The organism is Butyrivibrio fibrisolvens (assembly GCF_023206215.1).
Lineage (GTDB): Bacteria > Bacillota > Clostridia > Lachnospirales > Lachnospiraceae > Butyrivibrio > Butyrivibrio fibrisolvens_C.
This window is the reverse complement of record NZ_CP065800.1, coordinates 1,255,352-1,278,481: the sequence shown is the minus strand read 5'-3', so window position 1 is coordinate 1,278,481 and position 23,130 is coordinate 1,255,352. Positions and strand designations below refer to the sequence as shown.

Sequence of the window (23,130 nt, the reverse complement as noted above, 5' to 3'; positions counted from 1 at the left end):
GATCAGATAAGGAGATAATCCTATGGTTTCGATATATTACGGTGATATGCCGGAAGCCATCTATAACCCTGCCAGATTCTTTAAAAACACATATACAGATGAATGGATAATGGATGATTTCTGTAAGGAAATGATCAAAGATGTAGATAAATCCATAGTGATCGCTCCAAGGATCATCGACAGTCCTGTTCTTGGCGGAATCACTCCTAGAGAATTATCCGGTGGTGTAAAAACTCTGATGTGTATGTATGAGTGCCCTGACAGAATTTTTAACGCTTCTGCTTGCGGCGATAACTGCGCAAAATGGATTTTAAAGATTGGCGAGAAAAAAGATATCACCATCAATCTCAGACACATCATGGATTTTGGTGATGGTGAATTTGATGTTCATATTCTAAATACAGGAGAGAACATCCACAACATGGACGACCTGGTACTTGTTGCAGGCGAATATGTTAGATAAAACAAAGAATTAAGGAATATATTATGTGCGGTATTTGCGGAATAATAGATCATAAGAAAGTTCTCAAAGCTTCAGAAAGAGAAAATCTTGTGACTCTCATGAATAAAACTCAGGCTCATAGAGGTCCTGATGATAATGGTATATATTCAGATGGCGATATTACTCTTGGACACGTCCGTCTGTCTATTATCGACCTCTCATCTGCAGGTCATCAGCCGATGTCTTACATGGACAGATACGAGATCGTATTTAATGGCGAGATCTATAACTATATAGAGCTTCGTAGTGAACTTGAAGCTGCAGGATACACTTTTAAAACCCATACTGACACAGAAGTTATCATGGCTTCTATCGATCATTTTGGCAAAAAAGAGTGTCTGTCTCATTTTAATGGTTTCTGGGCATTCGCTGTATATGACAAGGCTGATAATTCAGTATTCATGTCACGTGACCGATATGGAGTAAAGCCCTTATACTATACAACGCAGCCGGGATACCTTATCTTCTCATCTGAGATCAAATCTATGCTCGAAGATAAGAATATCAAGAGAGTTGCCAATGATCAGGCGATCCTTGACTATCTTGTTAACAGCTTTGTAGACTGTGAGGACTATACCTTTTTTAACGATATATACAGACTTCCTGCTGGAAGCTTCATGCATGTTGATAGGGATGGCAACATGTCCATAGACAAGTTCTATACCCTTGAATATAAAGAGACTGTATCCGGTAAGACTACTCCTTCTATGGTCAAAAAATTCAGACACCTCTTCCAGGACTCTATCAAGCTCCGTATGCGTGCGGATGTGCCTGTTGGAAGTTGTCTGTCAGGAGGGCTTGATTCATCAGCTATTGTGTGTGAGACTGCAAGGCAAATTGATATACTCAGAAACTCAAAGGCTGATTCTAAGTCACATACTGATAATGAATGCAAGATACCTGGTACTAAATCTGAGCTAAGATCATCTGAAAACAGTAACGATTACGATAAAACATCACTCGAAGGTACAACTACCGGTAAGGCTATATACACCCCCAGCACCTACTCATCCTGCTACAAGAACTCACCCAATGATGAGAGTAAATACATCAAAATGGTCATAGATAAGACTGGTGTTAATGGTTACTATACGTATCCAACAGGTGAATCTCTTAGAGATGATCTTGATAACCTGATCTACACTCAGGACGAGCCATTCCTGTCCACAAGTATGTACGCTTCCTATTCAGTTATGAAGCTTGCTGCAAGTAAGGGAGCCAAGGTCCTCCTTGATGGTCAGGGCGCAGATGAGATACTATGCGGATATCGCAAAGCAAGGGTTTATTACATCAAGAGACTATTTAAGAGTCATAAGTTCCTATCAGCTATATGGGAATCTCTTTTGTACCTACCTTACGCCAGGAAGAAAGGCTCATCTCTTGCTGCAGATCTGTCTATGCTCAGACAGTTCTTCGGAGGCAAAGCTGATAACAATGATATAAGACGTGAATATCTAGACAGCTCTTTTGCCAAGATGCATGTTAAGAACAGTTACAAGGACAATGAAAGATATCTTGTCAACGACTTCGAAAAGATATCTCTCCCTGCCCTGTTACGATATGTCGATAGAAATTCTATGGCATTTTCCATAGAAGAAAGACTACCTTTCCTTGATTTTCGGCTTGTTGAATATTGCATGAAACTACCTCTTGGGGTTAAAATAGAACGCGGCTTCTCTAAATACATAATGAGAAGAGCTCTCGATATGCCTGAAGGCATACGTACAAGGCGCGACAAGATAGGTTTCTACACGCCTGAACTTGACTGGATCAGAAAATATTCTGATGAGTATCGCAAAGTTTTTGAAAATGAGAATTTCAGGGCATCCCGCTATATCGACAGAGACAAGATCCTGCGCGACTGGGACAAGCTTCTTGAAGGCAAGGACAGCATCGGCCTTTTCAGATACATATGCCTTGAAAAATGGATGGAAATATTTAATGTAGGAGCTGCAGTATAATGCAAAATTCCGGAAAAATACTGATAATAGTTGAAAATCTTCCTGTACCTTTTGATACACGTGTGTGGCAGGAAGCTACTACTCTTGCGGCCAACGGATATACAGTATCTGTTATAAGTCCTAAGGGTAAGTCATATACCAAGGACAGAGAGGTCCTTCAGGGAGTTAACATCTTCCGTCATGATGCACCGCCGGAAGGCAACAATGCAATCGGATATTTCAGAGAGTACTCCTGGACTTTAAAAGAAGAACTGAGACTTGCAAAGCTTATCTATAAAGAAATTGGTTTTGACGTAATTCAGGGTTGTAACCCGCCTGACGATATCTATATGGTTGCCAAGCATTTCAAGAAATACGGTGTTAAGTATGTCTTCGATCACCACGACATCTGCCCTGAACTCTATGAAGCCAAGTTTGGCAAAACAGGTGGAATCTTCTATAAAGGCCTGTGCTATCTTGAAAGAAAGACTTACAAGAACTGTACCTTTGCTTTTGTTACCAATGAAAGTTATAAAAAGATCGCAATTGAGCGTGGTCACATGGATCCTAAAAAGGTCATAATCCTTAGAAGTGGTCCGCGTCTTGAGAGAATGAAGATACAGCCTGCTTGTGAAGAAATAAAGCGCGGCTTCAAATACATGGTAGGTTACGTCGGCGTTATAGGTCAGCAGGAAGGCATAGAATATATGCTAGAAGCTGCCAAGTATATCAAAGAGCGTGACAACAATGTATTCTGGGGTATCGTAGGCGGTGGTCCTCACCTTGATGCACTTAGAGCTAAGGCTCATGACATGGGTCTTGATACCTGCGTCGAATTCACAGGAAGAGTCTCTGATGAAGATATGCTAAAGTATCTCAACACTGCTGATGTATGTGTCAACAGTGACGAGTACAACAGTATGAACGACAAGAGTACTATGAATAAGATCATGGAATATATGTCTCTTGCCAAGCCTATCGTTCAGTTTGACTTAACAGAAGGACGCTACTCCGCACAGGAAGCTTCAGTATACGCTAAGCCTAATGATTCTGAGGATATGGCCAAGAAAATCATTGGACTCCTTGAAGATCCTGAGAAACGCAAGAAAATGGGTGAGTTCGGACATAACAGAGTTGTCAATGAACTTGCATGGGATCATACAAGCAAGGCGCTCCTTGAGGGATATAGAAGATTTTTTGCAGGGGAATTTAATTGATTGGCCTTTGGCCGGCACTCTGGAACTATAAAATTAATGGCAGATATTCGGTTATATCTAATATCGAATATCTGCCTTTTGGTTTTCACCTAAAGCTTCACGCTGCTTTCCAAATTAGTATACCTTCTTTATCGACATTTTTATAAAATGGTAATGTATTCCTCCATTGAACATATTGCTCTACTTCAATTGGCACTACCGAAAGGGTCAATGCAAGTTCCAATTCATGATCAACAACGATATCCACCATATGATCATGCATTTCCTCCGTATACCCATTCTTCAGAAAAACAGCAATATCAACATCAGAATCTTCTGTCTGCTCTCCTCTCGCATAAGATCCATACAGTACAACTTTTTCCATTAAGTCTCCGTAAATATCATAAAGTTGCTCACATATTTCATATAAATTCTTCATTAGTCTAGGATTACTTTTATTTATGGCATTCTTTTTCCTCCACGCCAAATACTTCCCAGACTTCACTCTTCTGTCGGGGTACTCAGTTCCTTTGGGGATTATCCATTGATTACCCAGTTTTTCTCCTTGAATATCACCTTTGATCAACAAACGTCTTATATTTCCTACGTCTTTTCCCGTGATGCTGGAATATTCAGATACTGTATAAAAATCTATCATTTCACATACTCCTTTATTTTGACATTAACACGGTATCGTGTAATTGTCAATTCTACGCCTATTTTCAATTATAAATCAATCGTAAAAATTTATGATTGGTTTGATACTTTCCATCATGGCGTATAAAAAACTCCTTACTGCTTTGAAAACAGTAAGGAGGGCTACATTGTAGCATATTCTTTTTTACATCCTTTATCACGTTTGTGCCTTACGCTTAATTCTGGATAGAATAATCCCTTCCAGATACTTAAATTCCTCTCCCCTACCAAAGAACGCTAGGAATATCACATTATAAACAACCGTTATCATAAGTCCGGTAAGTATGAAATTTATCCAGCTGATCTTAGGAAGTGTGAATGTTGCAAGCCATATACATAGCAGCGTAGTTCCCAGCATAACTATATGATACTTGAAAGAATCTATGTAGTACTTCTTAACTTCCTGGTTAAAACAATCTCTGTAGATGATATAAGGTCTTACAAAGTTAGCAATTAGGCCTGATACCACTGTTCCCACATATACGCCGATAAGACCTATCTTGATAGCAAGTACTATTGATATCACAAGGTTAACTGCGCCCTGAGTAGTTGCAAGATACTTGTCCTGCTCGAACTTGCCTGCTGCCGTCTTGAAGTTATTAACTACTGTTCTTTCGCCCTTTAGATAATATTCGATGATGATAAGGAGTATGATGCCCTGTCCCAGCGCCCACTTCTGACCATAAAGTAGGACGATAAGAGGAGAAAGGAGTATATAGAATCCTACTGCTGAAAAGCCATACAGCCATTGAGCAGCAAATCTGTATACCTTGAACATATCATACTGCTTCTGCCTTGACTCCGTTGCTATAAGGTTGCCAAAACCGGGAAGCGCCGCATTGAATATGGTATTAACAAAACTTGATACAGTATTAATGACCATGTTGAAGTTATCGACAACACCCGTATATATAACATTGATAAAAGCTGATATTACGATAGCATCTGTCTGAGTTCTGGCGGTATCGCCTATCTTAAGCCACATAAGAGATACAGTCTTGTCCTTAACTTCGCTTACCTGCTCAGTCGTAAGAGGTCTTACCTCTTTGTCCTCAAGATATGGATATCTCTTACTAAGGTACCTGCTTACGAATATCTTCTGGAAGAGTTGTACGAAGAGATCAGTAAGTAGATATGCATAGAAGCTTGATGTTAGAAGGAGTACTACTATCTGTGATGTCACAGATACCATCTTGGTTATAGTGATGATATTGGTCTGTATATAAGTCTTCTGCTCCGCATTAACAAGACTATATTTGTACGATACAAGATAAGATGTTGCTGAGTTGAAGAGGAAGATCAGATAGTATAAAGTCAGATCTCTGGTCGATATGTCTGATGCTCCCTTGCTTGTAAGTATCGGCAAGAAGGGTATAAGTGCTATCCCGATTATAGCTACAACAGCTGCTATGATCCTGTATGCCTTCTTATATAGGCGCATATAGGACTTGATGGTCTCTGTATCTCCCTCTGCTACAGGCTTATATAAACTAAAGTTAAGAGCTGTACCTACTCCAAGTTCTGTAAGTGACAGAGCAGACAGAATCCCTGTATATAAACTGTTGACGCCCAGCATAGACTCTGCAAGGCGCATGATGAAGATCTTCCTGGCTATAAAGCCAAGAAGAGCTGTTATAAGTGTACTTGTATATCCAAAAAATATGTTGCGGACCGTGTTTTTAATACGGCCATCCTGTTTATTTGACATATGATTTCTCTTTTTTAACCCTTTATTTGAAAGAAGTACCTACTTTGATATCTATATTTTTATAATGATTCATTCTGAAAATATAAAACTCAGATATTCATCTTTAACCTCATGTTGTTAGCAAATCATAAGCTAAAGCACAGATGACTATATATCTCTCCCGTCTCCTTGTTGATAAGCAGTATCTGCACATCATCATTATAATGCTCATTCATATCAAGAAGGTTATTGTCTGTATCATCATTAACATATATCGCCGCAAAGTCGTGAAGCCCCAGATAAGTTACGAACCCAAGCTTTGAGCTAAATGGCGCCGGTTGCTGATCTCCTGATATCTCAAGATTCTCAATCCCATCAGCCACTCCGTGCATAAATAGATAAGGTCCACCCACAGCTGCTGCCGTCTCAACTTCTGTAGTTCCGGACAACTCTTCTATTAGCTGAAGAAATGCCACATTAGTATATGCCGAAGAGTTACCCTTAACATATACTACATAATCAAAAGTCGTCTCGTCGTACAAGGATAGCAGCGCGCTATATGCATTATCTGCTGCCTCTACATAAGATGACTCTGCCTCGTGGCTTTGAACCACTCTATCTGTCCATCTGCTGTAAGCGCTATCGCCTCTGTGATCTGTAAGGATACCGCCGGCATTATCACTAAGCCACTGTCCCAGATATCTTGATACTCTGTTCATACCACCTGCATTAAGGTGATTAGAATCATTAAGATCTGTATAGAGATTAACTATACTTGTATCCTGAATCATATTAAGACATGGTATACCATACTCAGCTGATATCTGCTCCATAGAAGCAGCTGCTGCCATATCCTGTGACTGAAGCTGCGCCAGTGGAAGCATCATAGTTACTACGACTATGCCTCTTGACTGACACTCTTCTATGATCTTCCTAAGGTACTGCATACCGACAGTCTCTTCTGATAATCCCTCTGTCCTGTCTTCAAGAGTATACGTTCCGTGAACCTGAAATCTCTTCTCTGCGCCCATAAGAAGGTTCCTGTCACTTGTATCATTAAGACGCAGGAAGTCGTTCTTATCAAGCTCTGACCACCTCTCGTGATAGAGTTCAAAGTCAAAGAGGAAATCCTGGTGAAGTTCCTTATCATAGATAAGATCTTCTATAGCAGCTTTCTTGACATCAGAATAGGGCCAGCAGTCCATATTCAGGTGCAGCTGCTCTACAGATGTATTAAGGTCAGCAGCTGTAGCATTCTCATCCATGACATCTATATACTGGTAATTTTTCTCAAGCATATATGAATCCACAAACACAACCTTGGGATTACAATATTCAAGAGCAAGTCTAAGCTCCCAGTATGAAGCCGGCAGTGTGCTTCCATGTCCTCCCATGTTGTATCCGGTATATCCATACTGCTCGAATATCTGAACAGGATTAACTCCGTTAATTACGTGGGATGATCCAAGATAGAGAACATCTATCTGATCTGCTACGTCAAAAAAGTCTGCATACTTTTCATAACTTTCTTTTCTCTGTACAACCTTGAACACAGCCTGCATTACTACTGCTGCTATAGCAAGGAGAGCTACAGCCTTTACTATAAATATCCATATATTATTATGGCTTTTCCCGGCATTATTGCCGCTATTATTATTTTTGTTATCAACTACGTTTTTAGTCATGTGTAACCTCATGAACTGGCTATAATATGAAAGCAATCTGTTTGTTTTCAAAAAGCTATTGCCATTTTATTCTTATAATCCAATATTTATCTGTATAATCAATAGACGTGTGAATCAGTAATCTATAAATAATCTATGTCCTAGAACTGAACATATATAAAGCTTGTCGCATCATATCCGTGTCCCCATACGCCGCATACTGATATAAGTACAAGAGCACCTATATATATGCACCATCTGATCCACAGACTCTGTCTTGATATAACTTCCGAAATATTCACACCCTTATACTTAGCTATATCCGCAATGACCATAAGCATAAGACCTAAGAGCATCAGATTAAAAGCAGGCCTGTCAAGGCCAAGTGTATATAAACTTCCGTCTGTCAGTACCCATGGCGTAAACTGCCACATATTTTTTATTATAAGGATTGCCTGTGCAAAGGTATCCTTGCCAAAAAAGATAAAAGCAAATGAGAACAAGAAGAAAGTAAAAAAAGTCTTCAAAAGTCTATGTGAGAAAGCTTCCCTGTCTATGTGAAAAACTTCCACAGCCTTATTTCTAACAGGCATAAGAATCATTCCTAGTACCTGAAATATACCATTTATAAGTCCCCATACTGCATAGGTCCATACAGCGCCGTGCCACAAACCGCTTACAAAGAATGTAATAAGAAGATTAAGATACTTCCTGACCGTTCCCTTTCTATTACCTCCAAGAGGAATATAGATATAGTCTCTTAACCATGTAGAAAGCGATATGTGCCATTTACGCCAGAGCTCTGCTACGCTTGTAGAAAGGAATGGCGAATTGAAGTTGTCCATGACTTTTATGCCAAGTATTCTCGCACTTCCGATTGCGATACTTGAATATCCTCCAAAGTCTGTATATATCTGAAGCGCATACATAAGTACTGCTATAAATACTACAGTTCCCTTATACGCAGCAGGATCAGCATTAACAGTGCTGACTATTACTCCCAATCTGTCTGCAACTATCATCTTAAGGAAAAATCCCCATATTATCTGAAGTATACCTTTTCGTATGTTGTCTTCATCAAATCCCGGAAGCTTCTCGTACTGAGGGATCATATTGCCGGCACGCTCTATAGGACCTGATACAACTGTCGGGAAAAAGGATACAAACAATGCATAGTTGACAATGCTGCAGTTAGCATCAGCTTTGCCCTTATATACATCTACCACATATCCGATCATCTGAAGCAGAAAATATGATATGCCGAGTGGTATCAGTATACTTTCAAGCCTAAAATCAGAACTTCCTCTTACAAGTTCCTGTATATTCCTGATTGTTGCACCCAGAAGCACAGTATACTTAAAATAACAAAGGCTTCCTACAAGGACTAATATTGTACCTGCAAGGATCATCTTCTTATTGTCAGGACTTCTCTGTATTAGCCTTCCTGCAGTATATGATATTATGATTCCGGCTATTATCACTAAGAGACCTGCTACCTTGTAGCTTGCATAAAAAGCCATATTGGCAACAAGAAGCCAATATGGACGTATTTTCTGTGGCAATACATAGTTAACAACTGCTACAATTGCAAGGAATATCAAAAAGTATAATGATAAGATCTGCATATATCATCTCCACCTAAGAGCTTTTTTATTTTCATAATCTATTTTTCAGCGTTCTTAATGAACAGTATTAACGTACATTCTTAATGAACAATCTTAATGAATAGATTTAACGTAAGATCTTAATGTACGATCTCAATATATAGTTTTACTATATATTCATTCATATTCACTAATATCAGAAGATCCTGTTTCCTTTTTCATCTATAAGGATCCAGTCTTTCCAGTAATCAGTCATCTCTCTGGCATTGACTTCCTGATTGTTCCTCATCTTAAATGTTCTGATCATCTCTTTGTCAGAACGCTTATTGAGCCTTGCTCCCCAGAATGAGAAAGTTGAGTTAGCGCAGATATTGTATCTGCAGTGGCTCATAAGCTCCATATCAAGAAGGCTGTTGTCGCCATCATTGCCAGTTACGATAGTATATCTGGATGTATCGCTGTAATGCTCTTTTGCATATTCCGGCTCATTGGAGAATATATAGAAATGAGTCTGATAATCCTTGTCAAGTACATATCTTATAGCTGCATCGTAGTAGGCATCTGTAGCTATGCCGCCAAACAAAGCCTCATTCTCCGGCTGTGAAACATAATCGCCACGCCTTAAGTGAATACTGGCTGTATGCCAACCATCCATTTTCTCCATCAGTTCTTCATTCCTCTTCTGAATCTCGGGATCAGAGTGCCTTGGGAATACTATCTCATTAGCAAGAAACGGAAGTATATCATCATAATACTTATTGCAAAGGAAATACCCTTCAAGATACTTGTCCTTAAATGAATAGATCTCAGGATGATACATCTTGGTCTCTTCAAATATCTTCTTGGTAGAAGGAATCGCTTTATTAATTAACTTGGTGACAAATCCTCTATTAATAAAAAAAGATCTCTCCTTATCACTACATTCTTCAAAGTCAATTCCTTCAAACAACTTAAGTTCGCACTTTCTGGGGGCAAGAAATCCCTTCTGATTCTCTTCATTAAACCAGGACAGGTCAAGCTTCACGTCCTTGCCAAGGCTTTTTAGTTTTCTATACATGGCGTACTGCTGCATCTGATTGCCAAGTCCGCCTGCAACTCTGATAATAAGCATTAAATCTATATCTCCTATAAAACTACTATCACTGTGTATTTCCAATGATTCTCTGATACTTTATCTATAGTAAACGTCCGTCGTTTACTATCGTTATCATACCAGAGGCTTACCTTACCCGCTTATAAAGATAATAAGTAAGTTCATATCCGCTTTGTTCCCAGTCTTCCTGGGCTATGAGCTCATAATGATCATCTATATGTTCAGGAATATTGCCTCTAGCCATGACAAAGTCTGTTCTTCCGTTTCTGATAAAGTCTCCCTGAACTTCTCCGACATCACTTAATTTAATAGTCTGCGTCTGGAAGAACCTGCATGTAGGAACTATTCCGCAAGTTGTATATAATCCTGCATCAAAGCACCCCATATTTATAAGGGTCGGATTCTCAATACCTGAACTTTCAATTATATCTGTAAAGTGATATATCCACAGATCGTCTCTTTTATACTTCATAAATAAGGTGTTCATAGAGGTGGTATAGGAAATGATACCGGCTATAATAACAGCACATATCCCTGTGATCATTCTTATTGCATGTCTTTTACTTTTTGCTGACTCACTACTATAATCAAGAATACTTTTGCAATCTTTATTAAAAGAAATCTCGTTATCAGATTTGATATTTTTTATATCTATACCATCTTTTGAATCATTAATTATTGTGTCGTCATCGTTCTTGTTTGTGGCAAGAATATCTTCGACATCTTTTATATTTCTTCTACTACTCTTTTTATAGATAGAATTATTGATCAGATATTCTGCAATTCGCCCTATTTCAATACCACCAAGTACTGCAAATGTCCAAAGCGGAAGTGAATAGTACTGAAGTTCAACTCCTCCGATGAATATAAGAAGCGCTGTAAATCCTGCCAGCATGATAACATTGAGCTTCTCTATCCATCTGCTCTTCATGACTATAAAGCTTACACCGCCTAGAAACGCCATAAAACCGCAGTATGGATTCGACAGTATATGGTTATATATGATCTTGCACATATTGTATATACGCTGCAACATCGGAAGCTTCTCACTATATACGAACACATTCAGATATATGTATACATGAAACCAGTCATACAGTGCCCCATTTAGCGCAAAGTAGATAATCCACGGGATAGTTGCTATCAGCATTCCAAGAAGGAATATGCATCCGTGTATCACGCACCTTTTAAGCTTGTGCGATATCTTAAGATCCCTAGCCGTAAGATCTGCTATCAGGATCATGACCATCCAGGCAAAGAAAAATCCCAGCGAATTAAACTTGATATTGAGAACACAACCTGCAAGTACGCCTCCTATTAACAACGTCTTATAAGAGATCTTACTTGGATATTCTTCTTTGAAATATCTCATGCTAAGATACAGCCCCCACATAAACAGAGGCATCATCATCTCTTCTGCGCTACCTCCCCACCAAAAGGACCTGGTAGAGTAGATGAATGCAGCTGTTATACTCATAAGTACAAGACTGATCTCCTGCCTCATATAAAGGCTATAGATCTTGAACATAGCTATGCAGACAAGCATAGCTGCAATAGTTTCGATTATGAATACTCCAAAGAAAGTCTTGTATGATATCAGCGAAGCTATGCCATATATGGTATATAACATCATACCCTTTTGATCGAAGAGATCCCTATATGGGACAAGTCCCTTGAATATAGACTTACCAACAGTAAAATAGCTATTGGAATCATCCCAGTTATTAAAGGCATATAGTGGTGATGACCTAGTACATAACAGCATTATGATCAAAGCTGTAAGAAAGCAATAAAGGCAATGACCGGCTCTTTGGAATGATGCATTATAATAATTAGATCTTTTATCCATTTATCAGTTAATTAATATCTAACCCTTTCCTCGTATTAGTCTAACATCTGCGATTTATGAAATATAGAGATTTAGATCAAAAGTAACATTTGACCTTCACGCCATAGCAGCATGTGATCACATGACTATCCCAATTCTTTACAATATCGCTTCTAAATTATACAATCTATTAGAATGATGGTCAAAGTGCGTATTTCTAAATTGTTGACAAATATACGACCAAAGAGATGACCATACAAAAGTCTGTTTTTTCCAAAGGAGCTTTATGCCAAAGATCAAAGTATTAATGCTAGGTCCTGCCAGAAGTGTAAAAGGCGGCGTCTCTAGTGTTGTAAATAACCTTTACAGCGCAGGTATAGATAAAGAAGTTGATATCAAATATATAGGAACTATGGTTGACGGTTCCAAGGTGCGCAAACTGTTACAGGCTGCAAAAGCCTATTTTCAGGCACTTACCTGTATTAACAGATACGATATAGTACATATACATGTTTCTGCAGATGCCAGTTATTACCGCAAGTCATTTTTCATAAAAATGGCTCTTAGACATCACAAGAAGCTGGTTCTACATCAGCACGGCGGTGATATTAACCGCTTCTATGGGCAAGATCTTAAGGGCAAGGCCCATGATAAGATGGTATCCCTTTTCAACCAAAGTGATGCATTCATAGTCCTTGCACCTAATTTCAAAGAGTTCTTCAGACACATAATCGTTGGTGATGATAAGATCAAGGTTATAGGCAATGGTATCACAATCCCTGATATTGATCCTGGTCACAAAGATTATGACAAGCGCAATATCCTATTCCTTGGAAGAATCTGCAAGGATAAGGGCATAAGCGAACTTCTTGATGCTATAGAAAGACTATCCAAAGACTATCCTGATGTTCATCTCTATATAGGAGGTTTCTATGAAGATGAAAGCTTTAGGAGCCGCATTGAGAGCCTCTCTGATAACGTAACAGCCTGCGGCTGGATTGATTCTAAAGCCAAAGAAGATCTATTTGAAAAGTGTCCTATCTTCGTACTTCCTTCTTACTATGAAGGAATGCCTCTGTCAGTTGCTGAAGGTATGGCACATGGCTGTGCAACTATAGCTTCTAATGTAGGCAGCCTTGATCAGATGATAGATGATGGCAAAACTGGACTACTTATTGAGCCCAAGGATTCAGATAAGCTATACACTGCACTAAAAAAGGTAATTGGTAATATAGATTATCAAAAGGCATTGGGACAAGCGGCATACTCTTTTGCCAAAGATAATTATGATATTACTAAAATGAAAGATAATATCATTAAAATATATAATGACATCATTAGATGAAATGTTGTCATTATCAAACTTAACTGACGTTACATCCATCAAAATAGTTAGTCGTTTACTATAGAATAAATAATCATTATAAGAGGTTTACATGGACAACACGCCCGATATAGCCGTTATAATTCCGGTATACAACACAGCAGAATATCTTCCAAAGTGCATGGACAATGTGCTTGCTTCTAAGTTTAGATCTATGGAGATAATCCTCGTAGATGACGGGTCTACTGATGGTAAGAGTCCTTCACTATGCGATGATTATGCAAGTGCAGATCCCAGAGTTCGCGTGATTCACAAAGAAAACGGCGGTCTTCAAAGTGCCTGGATAGAAGGGGTAAGAGCATCAACTGCCAGCTACCTTTCTTTTATAGACAGTGATGACTGGATTGATAGTGAGTTCTTCGAAGAGCTCTATGCTCATACAAGCCAGGCTTTTAAAAGCTGTGAGATCATAAGCTCTGATTATATGATTGAGAAACAGAATGAGCGCAAGGAAGTCCATCACATGGTATCATGCGGTCAGCATTTCGGGGAAGATCTTGATAACATCAAATCAAGACTACTTGGTCAGGAGCAAAGAACCGTGATTCTCTCACGCTGTATGAAGCTGATATCAAGAAAGCTCATAACAGACAATCTCAAGTATTGTGATAGTGCAATAAGACTTGGAGAAGACGTCAATATTACTATCCCTGCTCTGTGTGACTGTAAGAGACTCTACGTAACAGATAAGTGCTACTACCATTACAGAACAGTAACAACTTCCATATCACACTCTCATAACACCGAGATACTTGATAATATAAAACTCTTGTGTGATACCTGTTCTGATGTCATGAGTGAAAAGGGAATCAAAAATGCCAGGACTCAGGCCGATAGGGAATATTTACGGCTTATGTTTGTATATGTCAAGAACGAACTTCGAGCTCAATATCCGGGAGTTTTATCTGCAGTCAGAGCTACCCTTATGGAAAAAGGTCTTCGTGACAAAATATTAAAGACAAAACTTGAAGTTAGTAATAAAGCTAATAAGCTTATCTATTTTGGAATGAAGCATCCATTAAGAATTGTTCTTAAACTGATCCAGACCATTCTTTTAACATATGACAGAAAGACCAACTGATATACACAACAATACATTTTATGAGGGGAAATGAAATGGATATTATATTATCAGTTAAGCAGTTATTCCAAAAGACAAACTGCTTACTAAGAAAAGCTTTTTTATCTTACTACTACTTATTGACCTTTATATAACTCTTCATACAGTTCTAAAGGCGTCATCTTTCAGCTTCATGATCACAGATGACTTCTATGACGCCGTGCTTGTAAGGGATATGTTTGAAGGGGGACTACTTCTTCGTACTCTTAAAGTTGTTTATCACAGATATATGACTCATGCAGGAGCATTTAGCTGTTTTTTTACCACCTATTTTGAGCTTGGCTTGATAGCGAAAAATGAAGCTTTATTAGCTATATTCATAGAAATAGATATACTTCTTGTTATCATTGGTCTTTTTGCATTTATCAATTATCTTTGCAACTACATTGGCTCACGTGACTTCACTTTGAAGATATGTCTTTTCTCAGGCATAATAATACCGTGGTTTTCCTACTACTCTTACAAGCAGATTTTCTTTTGGTTCTCTGCTTGTAACCAGTATTGCCTTGGACTTGGAATACTGCTTTTTACTCTGGCTGCATTTTTTAGACTTACTTACAAGAATAATCTAATTTCGATTATACTCACTTCTATACTGGCTTTGATATGTGGAGGCATCTATATCATATATATTCCTGTTATGGTTCTTGTTGTCGTACTCCTTAATATAACAGAGCTTGTAAGACAAAAAAGGATAAACAATAGCCTTTTCATCGTATCTTTATTCCTTGCTATATCAACTTTGATCAATGTTATTGCTCCAGGATATCGTCTTAGAAAAGAAGATGAAGTACAAATAAGCATTCATGACGCTTTCAAATTATCTTTCGAAGGAATCTTTCATAATGAGATTCCTAATATTCTTAAGAATCCTGGCTTTATCATCTTCTGTATTGTAGCTATATACTGTGGTATACGTTTTAAGAGCAAACTAAAAATAAATGGACTACGATTATTATTATCCTGTTTTCTGACCATTATTATGATGGTACTGTCATGTTTCCCTGTATATTTAGGATATGCATATGATTCTTTTGACAAAATTCAGAATAGATGTATCTTTACCATTGACTTTGTTTCTTATACTTCTATACTTTTATTGGCATTTTCTCTTGGTATATATATCCGTCAATGGAGTGGTATTGTTGCAACCAGAAAACTTAATGCTTCAGTTTTGCTAATTCTGACTTTTTTGACAGTCACTCATTATACAGATATATTCACTACAAATGCCAGATACGATCTGATAGATCAGACCAATCATAATAATATTAATTATTACAGAGGCAGAGTATATGAGATTATGGATATGATCAAGAACTCACCGGAATCCGATGTAGTCGTTCCATTCCCTCCTGAAACTCCTCCAGCAATTCTTAGTTTTGAAATTGCAAACGATCCTACTGTATGGATTAATGAAGCTATGGCCGCATATTACCACAAGAATTCAGTAACAGCCCAATAATAACAAGCTATAATAAAGACTTCTAAGAATGAGAATCCCAAGCAATCTTTGCTTTAAATAATTCTCATTCATAGAAGTCTTTTTAATAACTTTTATGGTCTTATTCTTTAATCTTTTTAGTCTTATATTCTTAGTAGTCCGTTATCTATAGTTCCGTATAATAAACGAATATATTCAAGTTATAATGCTTAATTCTTCCACTTTCCATACATATTCAGATATAGCTTTGGAGAGAATCTGAATATACAGGTTTTGATCTTATATCCGACTGATAATGCCGCAAATGCACCATTTCTTTTAAGTGCATGCCTTAGTGCTGTCTTTATCCTAATTATCGCATCACTATAATCCTCATTTTTAGAAGATACTGCAATCTTGCCTGCTACAAGAAGAGCAGCCATAATCTGAATCTCTGCCAGCCTTACATACACATAATCACTGATATGTCCCTTGCAGGGTTCCAGAACTTCTTCTGCCCTATCCCAGCATGTTATCTGATCCATATATGACGGCTTATAGGCCCTTAACATTGCTCCCTGCTCATTCTCTGTATATACATAACTTCCTGCAGGTATAGATCTAAATACTTTCTTATTCTCCATCTTAGCTGCCATCTCAAGGAGCATGAGCATATCCTCTCCTATGGACAAGTCTACAGGGAACCAGGCTGATCCAAGGCAGGCATCGACCTCTTTCTTGTTATAAAGCTTGCCCCATACGTGAGAGTCTTCATTAAGGACTCCATGCTCTATATAATAGTATCCGCTCATATCAGTATCAGGAGCTATCCTGTCTGTCATAGTCACCATCATAAGATGATAAGCCTTATGATCAGTGATTGCAGGGTCTTTAGAGCTTACAGGAGTTTTAAAAGCGTTAACAGCGCTTACAAGCCTTTCTATATAGTCGTCCTTTACAATATCATCTGCATCTACGAAAGTGATCCAATCGCCTTCTGCAACCTTTAGGCCGGCATTCCTAGCAGCTGATACACCGTTATTATCCGTATGGATCACTATGATTGATATTCTGTTATTTTCTCTTTGGTCATTTTCAAACACAACTTCAGAAATCGATGAGTGATCATCACCAACTCGTCCATTTAACTGATAGTCTTCACATTGCCTATATGACCAATTATCTCCAGATTGTCCATTTGACTTATGATCAGCATATCGTCCATTAAGGTTTCCAGCCAATTCGTCGCATATTCTGCTGCTTCCATCTGTCGAACCATCATCCACAAGTATTAACTGAACATTATTATAGGTCTGATTAGTCACTGACTCTACGCAGGCTCTTATTGCATCCCCGGCATTAAATACCGGTATAATAACAGAAACAAGCCCTGTGAAAGGCTTGTTTCCACTGTTTACATTATTTTCATCACTAATAGCATTTTCTATATTAAGAGTGGCACTATTGTCTACTTTACTAGCATTTATCATATGCTATACCTCTTTATATGATCTAATGATTTTACTTAAAAAGCTCTGTCCACCATCTTCCGCAAACCATAGGATCAGTCTTGACATTAGCCAGATCCGGCATGACAGATATCTTGGACTCCACGCCTGAAGCCTTGCTCAGCAGCATATTCTCAAGAGAGCTTTCCGTAACTACTATATGCTCAGCTTTCCTTGCTGAGGATATATACTTTCTGACAGTATCCGGTGACAGGGGCTGAAGCTGACCATTGCGCCTCGTGCTATACAGAAGTGCCATCTTATCGCCTCTGTAGTGAAGAGGGAGCTTGCCACATGGGAAGAAGACTCTGTCACATCCAAGTTTTGGTGCTATAGATGCCACTACAAAGTTCTCCCACTTGAAGGTATAGAGCTTGTCCTTAGGATCCCCATCCATTAGAAGAAAGCTCGTTCCATCTGCATCAAAATCGTTCTGGTTATAGGTATTGCCCATTACCATGATATGATGCTCGCAGTCCCTTCTAAGGTTCTCTGCTCCAAGATAGGCTATCAGCTTCTTCATAAGCTCATATATTCCATTTTCTGACTGATCCTCTTTGATCAGTGTAAAACAGTCAATTGCCAGATTCATAATCTAAGTTTACGATGCTCCGCTTCCTCTAAATACGACGCTTACGGTCTTGAAGAGTATACGGATATCAAGTCCAAGTGACCAGTTGTCTATATACTGCAAGTCAAGTTTTACGATCTCGTCGAAATCTTCTATATCGCTTCTGCCGCTAACCTGCCACATTCCGGTAAGTCCGGGTGTCATAGAGATACGGCGTCTGTAATATTCATTATATTGCTCGAATTCTTTTTCTGTTGGTGGTCTTGTACCAACAAGGCTCATATCGCCCTTTAATATATTGAAAAACTGCGGGAACTCATCAAGACTTGTCTTACGGATAAAGGCTCCAACCTTAGTGATTCTGGGATCGTCCTTGATCTTGAACATAAGTCCTGTCATCTCGTTCTGAGATTCAAGTTCCTTCTTTCTCTCTTCAGCATCGATATACATCGATCTGAATTTATAAATCTTAAATCGTCTACCGTTCCTTCCTATCCTCACTTGTGAGAAAAAGATAGGTCCTGGAGAATCGATCTTAATAGCTATTCCAATGAACACAGTCAGTATGATGGTAAATATGGATCCTACAAGGCCGCCAAGTATATCTACCATTCTCTTAATGATAAGGGCTCTGTATCTGCCTGTTCCCTTAGCATAGGTTACTACCGAGTATCCGCCCAGCATTCCGATTGAAGTCCTGCCTCGCATACCTGGGAGCATTACGCAGTAGTGAACTGTAACGCCCATATCAGAGAAGGCATTGATAACGTCTGCAAGAGCATCCTGTGAACTTCCGGGAGTATATATGAACACTTCATCAAGAGGCATTGTAGTAACTGTCTTGACAAGGTCTTTCCTGTCAGATATGACATTTACTCCTCTTATAACTTCGCCCTTCATATCTGCATCAAGGCACACAGCTCCTACGATTGCATAGTTGATATCTATGTGATGCTGAAGATGTCTTATAGTCCTCTCAAGGTGTTCCTTCTCAGCAAGTACCAATATCTTAACAGCTGTATCAGCATTCTTCCAATAAGCAGCAAGGCACTTCCTAATGAGCTGGCGTACCAGTACTGTCAGAAGATAGTCTAGAACTATAAAATAGAACATTACAAGACGTGAGAATGTTCCGCCTATATTCAGTAAATAGTTAATAACTGTTGTAGTAAGGACTATTACAAGCTCATACTTCATCACAGCGTAGGATTCCTGAGGGAATCTGCGTTTCATAAAATCCCTGTTGGCATCAACTCCAAAGGTGTATATACCCGACACCATTACAAGGATAAGACATACCAGAAAGTGAGTCTTCTGTGAATCCATATCCACGAAGTTCTGCCATCTGATGTATGTTGCTGCCACAAACGAAAGAACTATAATGGCTGCATCCAAAAGCCAGACCAGATACCTGATCGCATACCTGTTGTTACCATTCATCTTACTTTTTCCCCATCCCTTTTATCAAAAATGTTATATATACATGCTCCCAAAAACAGTAGTATATAATTCCTGCCGATATATACAGATACTATATGAGCCTCAACAATAGTATAAATGCTAAGGCATGTAAGTATGACAAGAAGATACCCGTCTCTTTTGTTCATACAATCTATATATAATATCAGCAAGAGTACTATAACACACAGCGCAGGTATTATTCCATACCAATATGCAAGTCTGCACCATCCCATGTCAAAATAATAATCTGTATCACTGCCTGCAAACAGCTTCCAGCTTTCAATCGCGCCAGGATGCGCATCCCAGTTCCAATACAGGTTCATGATCCTTCCGGTTAACAGTTTATCAATAAACTGAACCTTTTTAAACCATGGCATCCAGGTATATTTACTGACAATTGCAGCCCATACAGAGAATCCTATAGCAAAAAGGAATGTTGCTATTCCTGCAATATAGATCCAACCTGCTTCTCCTAACTTCCTTCCTTTGATAGCCACGCCTTTGACCATGTAGAAGCATATAAGTCCCAATGCCACTAGTGCAAATGCAGTCTCACAGGAAGTCAGTTTATAAACAATTATATTTAATATAAACAGAGCCAAATAATGATACCACTTTAGCCTCTCAGAATAAATATATATTCCAAGAAAAAGTATCATCATAAACATACAATGAAATCCATTGGCATTACCAAAGCCAAATACATACAGCATCTGACCATCTGCATGCTGAACCATGACTTTTCCAAATATGCCAGTCACAGACAATATTATAAGAATAGCTGAGCCAATAAGATTCTCGTAGAAAAACAGTTTCAGCTTACTTCTAATATCAAGCCCTTTACACGCAGCGATAAATGTAAGACATCTTATCATGTCATTCCTGCCACTGCTTCTATACGTTATAAGCGCAATAACCATCAAAACAAGAGTTATGACGTATTCCCTGATATCATATTTTGTAATTCCCAGCAGGATGATAAGGCATGATATAAGGAATGTCACACGAAATACATAGCTCTCATAAGCAAAGTGAAAATCACTCTTATCAAGAAAGACTACTATCAGCTCAATTGTCAGCATGATATCAAAAAGAATGCTTCTGACTTTATTAAGTTCTTGTGAATCTCTTAATCTTTCGATAATATTAGGCATCAGTATTCTGTCCAGTTTGCTCTTTCTACGCCGCTTATGGATTCTATTCCATAATAAGCTTCGACTTCAGTATTAGTCCAGTATCCGGGATCTTCTGTTATATCAAGTACATATGCAAAAGTATACTTGTTATCAAAATCAGGTCTTAACATCGGAGCTTCGATACTGGTAGCTCCCTCTGCTGCCTTCTGTGCAAGATATGCATTCCTCTCAGACTCTTCACGATATATTCGTCCAAGATCAACTCCGCTGTCAATATACTCAAAGAACATATGAACGAACATCAAAGATACAAGACAAGTTCCTGCTATATAAAAGGCTTTATTAAGCTCTTTGGGACCCTCATCCAGCTTGATATCAGAAAATCCCTGACATATTGCTATGGTAAGATAGATACCTGCGCCAAAGAAGGCTCTGCCCTGAGGCTCAGCTGTCATTATAAGGCTATAAGCTGTTGCAAGGAACAAAAAGCCGTATAAGAGCATGTTGTGAAGCTCTTTCCAGGTCTTACCCATAACCCTTAGTATTATAAGGATGACTATAAACATGCATATAAGGATCAGAAAATTGTCCCTTATAAGGAGAGTCGTCTTCTGAATCCTTGCTATCATTCCAACCAAGCCGGTATGTTCTTCTTCTACAAATGATGCTCTAATATAGTTGCCGGGAGCAGATATCATAAAGGCAAATCCGATGATCATACCGATAAATCCTGTGATCATCCACGGCATGATCTTATTACCGTACATAGCTACAGATAAGGTATCACTTTGCTTAGAAGCACTTTCTACTGCTGGAGCTTTTCGGCCGGTATCTACACTATCATGCTTACGATTATATAAGATAACTGCAAAATATATTAGCTGCAACAGAATTGCTCCGCCTGATGTATTCTCACTACACCATCCTGCCACAATTCCAAATAAAAACATCCCTATGCATCTTAGAATACTGCCCTTAGATCCTTGGATGAGCCAATGTCTGTAAAGAGTCAGGAATCCGATTATTATACCCGTGGTTATAAGATAGTTACAGGATGCATATTTTAAAAGTATAGTCTCTGCAAAAGAAACTCCAAATATCCAGAGCATGAGGACTATGAGTAAGTAGAGCCTGTAATCGTACCTACGTCTTCTGTCTATATGAAAATAAATGCACAAAGTCAAAAGAACAAATACGCCTGCGGAAAGGAAATTAAAGAGCATCACAGCATCAAAATAAAATACCATTCTAAGGATGATATGTGCAACAGATCTACCTGTCCAGTGCATATACTGATCATATTCCTGTGCAAAAAGCTGCCAGAAACTCCCTGCTTTATTGACCGTCGCATAGTAGTTAAAGTCATCTCCAAGCATTGGAGTTAGTATCATAAACGCAAGAACCGTAATATAACATGCTATAACTTCTACTATGAACAGGTTCTTTCTCCATTTGTCATTCAAATTAAGTACATGCATTAGCATTCCTCTCATTAATGTGTTCTTTCACTAAATGTGTATTTAGTGAGGTTTCTTGAGCTGAGATACTAGATACTTCCTGTACTCAGTATTCCCAAGTAATCCGTATTTTCTGCCAACATACAGATATTCGCGCCTTACAATTCCGGGATGTTGTCTGCAGTAGTTAGTAAGCTGACTATCACTTATCCCTATACTCACAAGAGGCTCATCTGTATTTATGATCGTATCCTTCTCATCTATCATGGCTGCAAGATAATAATCCATATCTATCAGCCAGCGAAGCCTGTTATCAAAACGTATTCCCTTGTTCCTGAAAATAGTAGCACTTGGTGCTCCTATCACATTACCTACATACAGATTTCGTATATCCTTTTTTATAAGCTCAAGATTATAAGTATTGATATGCCTTGCATATCTCCAATCATCTGATACCTGCATGCTTCCTGAAAAAGCGCACTGCGCCTTGGAATTATCAATTAGTTCTACAAATCTTCCAAGTGACAATCTATCAGTAAACCAGTCATCATGGAACATCATCTTGATATACTCACCACTTGCATCACTGATCGAAGAGTTCCAGTTATCTCCCGGCTTTCCAGTAGACTCATGCCTTATGTATCTGATAGTCATATGTTCTGAATAGTTAAGGGTGATCTCTTTACACAATTCAGCATGACCAGCATCAGAATCATCACTTACAATTACTTCATAGTCCTTATAGTCCTGAATCCTTATGCTATCAAGAAGCTTTTTAAGTCCATTCGGATTATTATAAACCGGAATGCAGATCGAAACTTTATAATCTGTATGCAATCTACCATTCTTATCTTTCATCC

Annotated in this window: 18 protein-coding genes; 6 read left to right on the top strand and 12 right to left on the bottom strand. The window is 38.5% G+C overall.

From position 1 onward, the window contains the following. Nucleotides 1-22: 22 nt before the first annotated feature. Genes I7804_RS05185 through I7804_RS05175 form a run of 3 tightly spaced genes read left to right on the top strand, consistent with a single transcriptional unit; the run spans nt 23 to nt 3,659 of the window. Entirely contained in the window at nt 23-463 is a 441-nt protein-coding gene (locus I7804_RS05185) for a DUF4869 domain-containing protein (protein ID WP_027206089.1), read from the top strand. 23 nt (nt 464-486) lie between these two features. Continuing rightward, the gene (gene asnB, locus I7804_RS05180) at nt 487-2,463 is read left to right on the top strand and encodes an asparagine synthase (glutamine-hydrolyzing) (protein WP_248405285.1); all 1,977 of its coding nucleotides are present in this window, start codon (nt 487-489) and stop codon (nt 2,461-2,463) included. Next, nucleotides 2,463-3,659, top strand: coding sequence for a glycosyltransferase family 4 protein (locus tag I7804_RS05175; RefSeq protein WP_248405284.1), 1,197 nt, complete (start codon nt 2,463-2,465; stop codon nt 3,657-3,659). The genes asnB and I7804_RS05175 overlap by 1 nt, the downstream gene beginning before the upstream one ends. A gap of 97 nt (nt 3,660-3,756) precedes the next feature. Here I7804_RS05175 and I7804_RS05170 read toward each other — a convergent pair whose 3' ends face one another. The 6 genes from I7804_RS05170 to I7804_RS05145 form a co-directional block, all read right to left on the bottom strand. Next, nucleotides 3,757-4,296 carry a nucleotidyltransferase domain-containing protein gene (locus I7804_RS05170; RefSeq protein ID WP_248405283.1) on the bottom strand — a complete coding sequence of 180 codons (540 nt, stop codon included), beginning with the start codon at nt 4,294-4,296 and terminating at the stop codon, nt 3,757-3,759. Between the two features lie 195 nt (nt 4,297-4,491). Continuing rightward, complete coding sequence (locus I7804_RS05165; RefSeq protein WP_248405282.1) at nt 4,492-6,042, bottom strand: lipopolysaccharide biosynthesis protein; 1,551 nt, start codon at nt 6,040-6,042, stop codon at nt 4,492-4,494. 125 nt (nt 6,043-6,167) lie between these two features. Further along, nucleotides 6,168-7,706, bottom strand: a complete 1,539-nt coding sequence (locus tag I7804_RS05160; RefSeq protein ID WP_248405281.1) for a hypothetical protein — start codon at nt 7,704-7,706, stop codon at nt 6,168-6,170. 140 nt (nt 7,707-7,846) lie between these two features. Continuing rightward, nucleotides 7,847-9,310: an MBOAT family O-acyltransferase gene (locus I7804_RS05155; protein WP_248405280.1), complete on the bottom strand. Its 1,464-nt coding sequence runs from the start codon at nt 9,308-9,310 to the stop codon at nt 7,847-7,849. A 175-nt stretch (nt 9,311-9,485) separates the two neighbouring features. Further along, nucleotides 9,486-10,400 (bottom strand): alpha-1,2-fucosyltransferase, encoded by a 915-nt coding sequence (locus I7804_RS05150; RefSeq protein ID WP_248405279.1) that lies wholly within the window; start codon nt 10,398-10,400, stop codon nt 9,486-9,488. 109 nt (nt 10,401-10,509) lie between these two features. Then, a complete protein-coding gene (locus I7804_RS05145; RefSeq protein WP_248405278.1) occupies nt 10,510-12,231 on the bottom strand; it encodes a hypothetical protein in 1,722 nt (573 codons plus the stop codon). Nucleotides 12,232-12,496: 265 nt separating this feature from the next. On the opposite strand from I7804_RS05145, the gene I7804_RS05140 reads away from it, so the two are divergent. The 3 genes from I7804_RS05140 (at nt 12,497) to I7804_RS05130 (ending at nt 16,179) form a co-directional block, all read left to right on the top strand. Next, complete coding sequence (locus I7804_RS05140) at nt 12,497-13,555, top strand: glycosyltransferase family 4 protein (protein ID WP_248405276.1); 1,059 nt, start codon at nt 12,497-12,499, stop codon at nt 13,553-13,555. 91 nt (nt 13,556-13,646) lie between these two features. Beyond that, on the top strand, nt 13,647-14,675 hold the full coding sequence (locus I7804_RS05135; protein ID WP_248405274.1) for a glycosyltransferase: 1,029 nt from the start codon (nt 13,647-13,649) through the stop codon (nt 14,673-14,675). Nucleotides 14,676-14,847: 172 nt separating this feature from the next. Continuing rightward, nucleotides 14,848-16,179, top strand: a complete 1,332-nt coding sequence (locus tag I7804_RS05130) for a DUF6056 family protein (protein ID WP_248405273.1) — start codon at nt 14,848-14,850, stop codon at nt 16,177-16,179. Between the two features lie 188 nt (nt 16,180-16,367). Here I7804_RS05130 and I7804_RS05125 read toward each other — a convergent pair whose 3' ends face one another. From I7804_RS05125 to I7804_RS05100, 6 genes are read right to left on the bottom strand one after another with little or no spacing between them, the layout of a single operon-like run. After that, on the bottom strand, nt 16,368-17,627 hold the full coding sequence (locus I7804_RS05125) for a glycosyltransferase family 2 protein (protein WP_248405271.1): 1,260 nt from the start codon (nt 17,625-17,627) through the stop codon (nt 16,368-16,370). 31 nt (nt 17,628-17,658) lie between these two features. Continuing rightward, nucleotides 17,659-18,237, bottom strand: a complete 579-nt coding sequence (locus I7804_RS05120) for a hypothetical protein (RefSeq protein ID WP_248405269.1) — start codon at nt 18,235-18,237, stop codon at nt 17,659-17,661. A 9-nt stretch (nt 18,238-18,246) separates the two neighbouring features. Then, nucleotides 18,247-19,656: a sugar transferase gene (locus I7804_RS05115; RefSeq protein WP_248405267.1), complete on the bottom strand. Its 1,410-nt coding sequence runs from the start codon at nt 19,654-19,656 to the stop codon at nt 18,247-18,249. Beyond that, nucleotides 19,653-20,831 (bottom strand): hypothetical protein, encoded by a 1,179-nt coding sequence (locus I7804_RS05110; protein ID WP_248405265.1) that lies wholly within the window; start codon nt 20,829-20,831, stop codon nt 19,653-19,655. The genes I7804_RS05115 and I7804_RS05110 overlap by 4 nt, the downstream gene beginning before the upstream one ends. Continuing rightward, nucleotides 20,831-22,291, bottom strand: a complete 1,461-nt coding sequence (locus I7804_RS05105) for a DUF3329 domain-containing protein (protein ID WP_248405264.1) — start codon at nt 22,289-22,291, stop codon at nt 20,831-20,833. Before I7804_RS05105 ends, I7804_RS05110 begins: the two co-directional genes overlap by 1 nt. Before the next feature lie 42 nt (nt 22,292-22,333). Further along, nucleotides 22,334-23,128, bottom strand: coding sequence for a glycosyltransferase family 2 protein (locus tag I7804_RS05100; RefSeq protein WP_248405262.1), 795 nt, complete (start codon nt 23,126-23,128; stop codon nt 22,334-22,336). Nucleotides 23,129-23,130: the final 2 nt, after the last annotated feature.

What these genes read in the sequence shown, in the direction of transcription:
- I7804_RS05185 (WP_027206089.1), top strand. Translation starts at nt 23, where the DNA reads ATGGTTTCGATATATTACGGTGATATGCCGGAAGCCATCTATAACCCT.
- asnB (WP_248405285.1), top strand. Translation starts at nt 487, where the DNA reads ATGTGCGGTATTTGCGGAATAATAGATCATAAGAAAGTTCTCAAAGCT.
- I7804_RS05175 (WP_248405284.1), top strand. Translation starts at nt 2,463, where the DNA reads ATGCAAAATTCCGGAAAAATACTGATAATAGTTGAAAATCTTCCTGTA.
- I7804_RS05170 (WP_248405283.1), bottom strand. Translation starts at nt 4,296, where the DNA reads ATGATAGATTTTTATACAGTATCTGAATATTCCAGCATCACGGGAAAA.
- I7804_RS05165 (WP_248405282.1), bottom strand. Translation starts at nt 6,042, where the DNA reads ATGTCAAATAAACAGGATGGCCGTATTAAAAACACGGTCCGCAACATA.
- I7804_RS05160 (WP_248405281.1), bottom strand. Translation starts at nt 7,706, where the DNA reads ATGACTAAAAACGTAGTTGATAACAAAAATAATAATAGCGGCAATAAT.
- I7804_RS05155 (WP_248405280.1), bottom strand. Translation starts at nt 9,310, where the DNA reads ATGCAGATCTTATCATTATACTTTTTGATATTCCTTGCAATTGTAGCA.
- I7804_RS05150 (WP_248405279.1), bottom strand. Translation starts at nt 10,400, where the DNA reads ATGCTTATTATCAGAGTTGCAGGCGGACTTGGCAATCAGATGCAGCAG.
- I7804_RS05145 (WP_248405278.1), bottom strand. Translation starts at nt 12,231, where the DNA reads ATGGATAAAAGATCTAATTATTATAATGCATCATTCCAAAGAGCCGGT.
- I7804_RS05140 (WP_248405276.1), top strand. Translation starts at nt 12,497, where the DNA reads ATGCCAAAGATCAAAGTATTAATGCTAGGTCCTGCCAGAAGTGTAAAA.
- I7804_RS05135 (WP_248405274.1), top strand. Translation starts at nt 13,647, where the DNA reads ATGGACAACACGCCCGATATAGCCGTTATAATTCCGGTATACAACACA.
- I7804_RS05130 (WP_248405273.1), top strand. Translation starts at nt 14,848, where the DNA reads ATGATCACAGATGACTTCTATGACGCCGTGCTTGTAAGGGATATGTTT.
- I7804_RS05125 (WP_248405271.1), bottom strand. Translation starts at nt 17,627, where the DNA reads ATGATAAATGCTAGTAAAGTAGACAATAGTGCCACTCTTAATATAGAA.
- I7804_RS05120 (WP_248405269.1), bottom strand. Translation starts at nt 18,237, where the DNA reads ATGAATCTGGCAATTGACTGTTTTACACTGATCAAAGAGGATCAGTCA.
- I7804_RS05115 (WP_248405267.1), bottom strand. Translation starts at nt 19,656, where the DNA reads ATGAATGGTAACAACAGGTATGCGATCAGGTATCTGGTCTGGCTTTTG.
- I7804_RS05110 (WP_248405265.1), bottom strand. Translation starts at nt 20,831, where the DNA reads ATGCCTAATATTATCGAAAGATTAAGAGATTCACAAGAACTTAATAAA.
- I7804_RS05105 (WP_248405264.1), bottom strand. Translation starts at nt 22,291, where the DNA reads ATGCATGTACTTAATTTGAATGACAAATGGAGAAAGAACCTGTTCATA.
- I7804_RS05100 (WP_248405262.1), bottom strand. Translation starts at nt 23,128, where the DNA reads ATGAAAGATAAGAATGGTAGATTGCATACAGATTATAAAGTTTCGATC.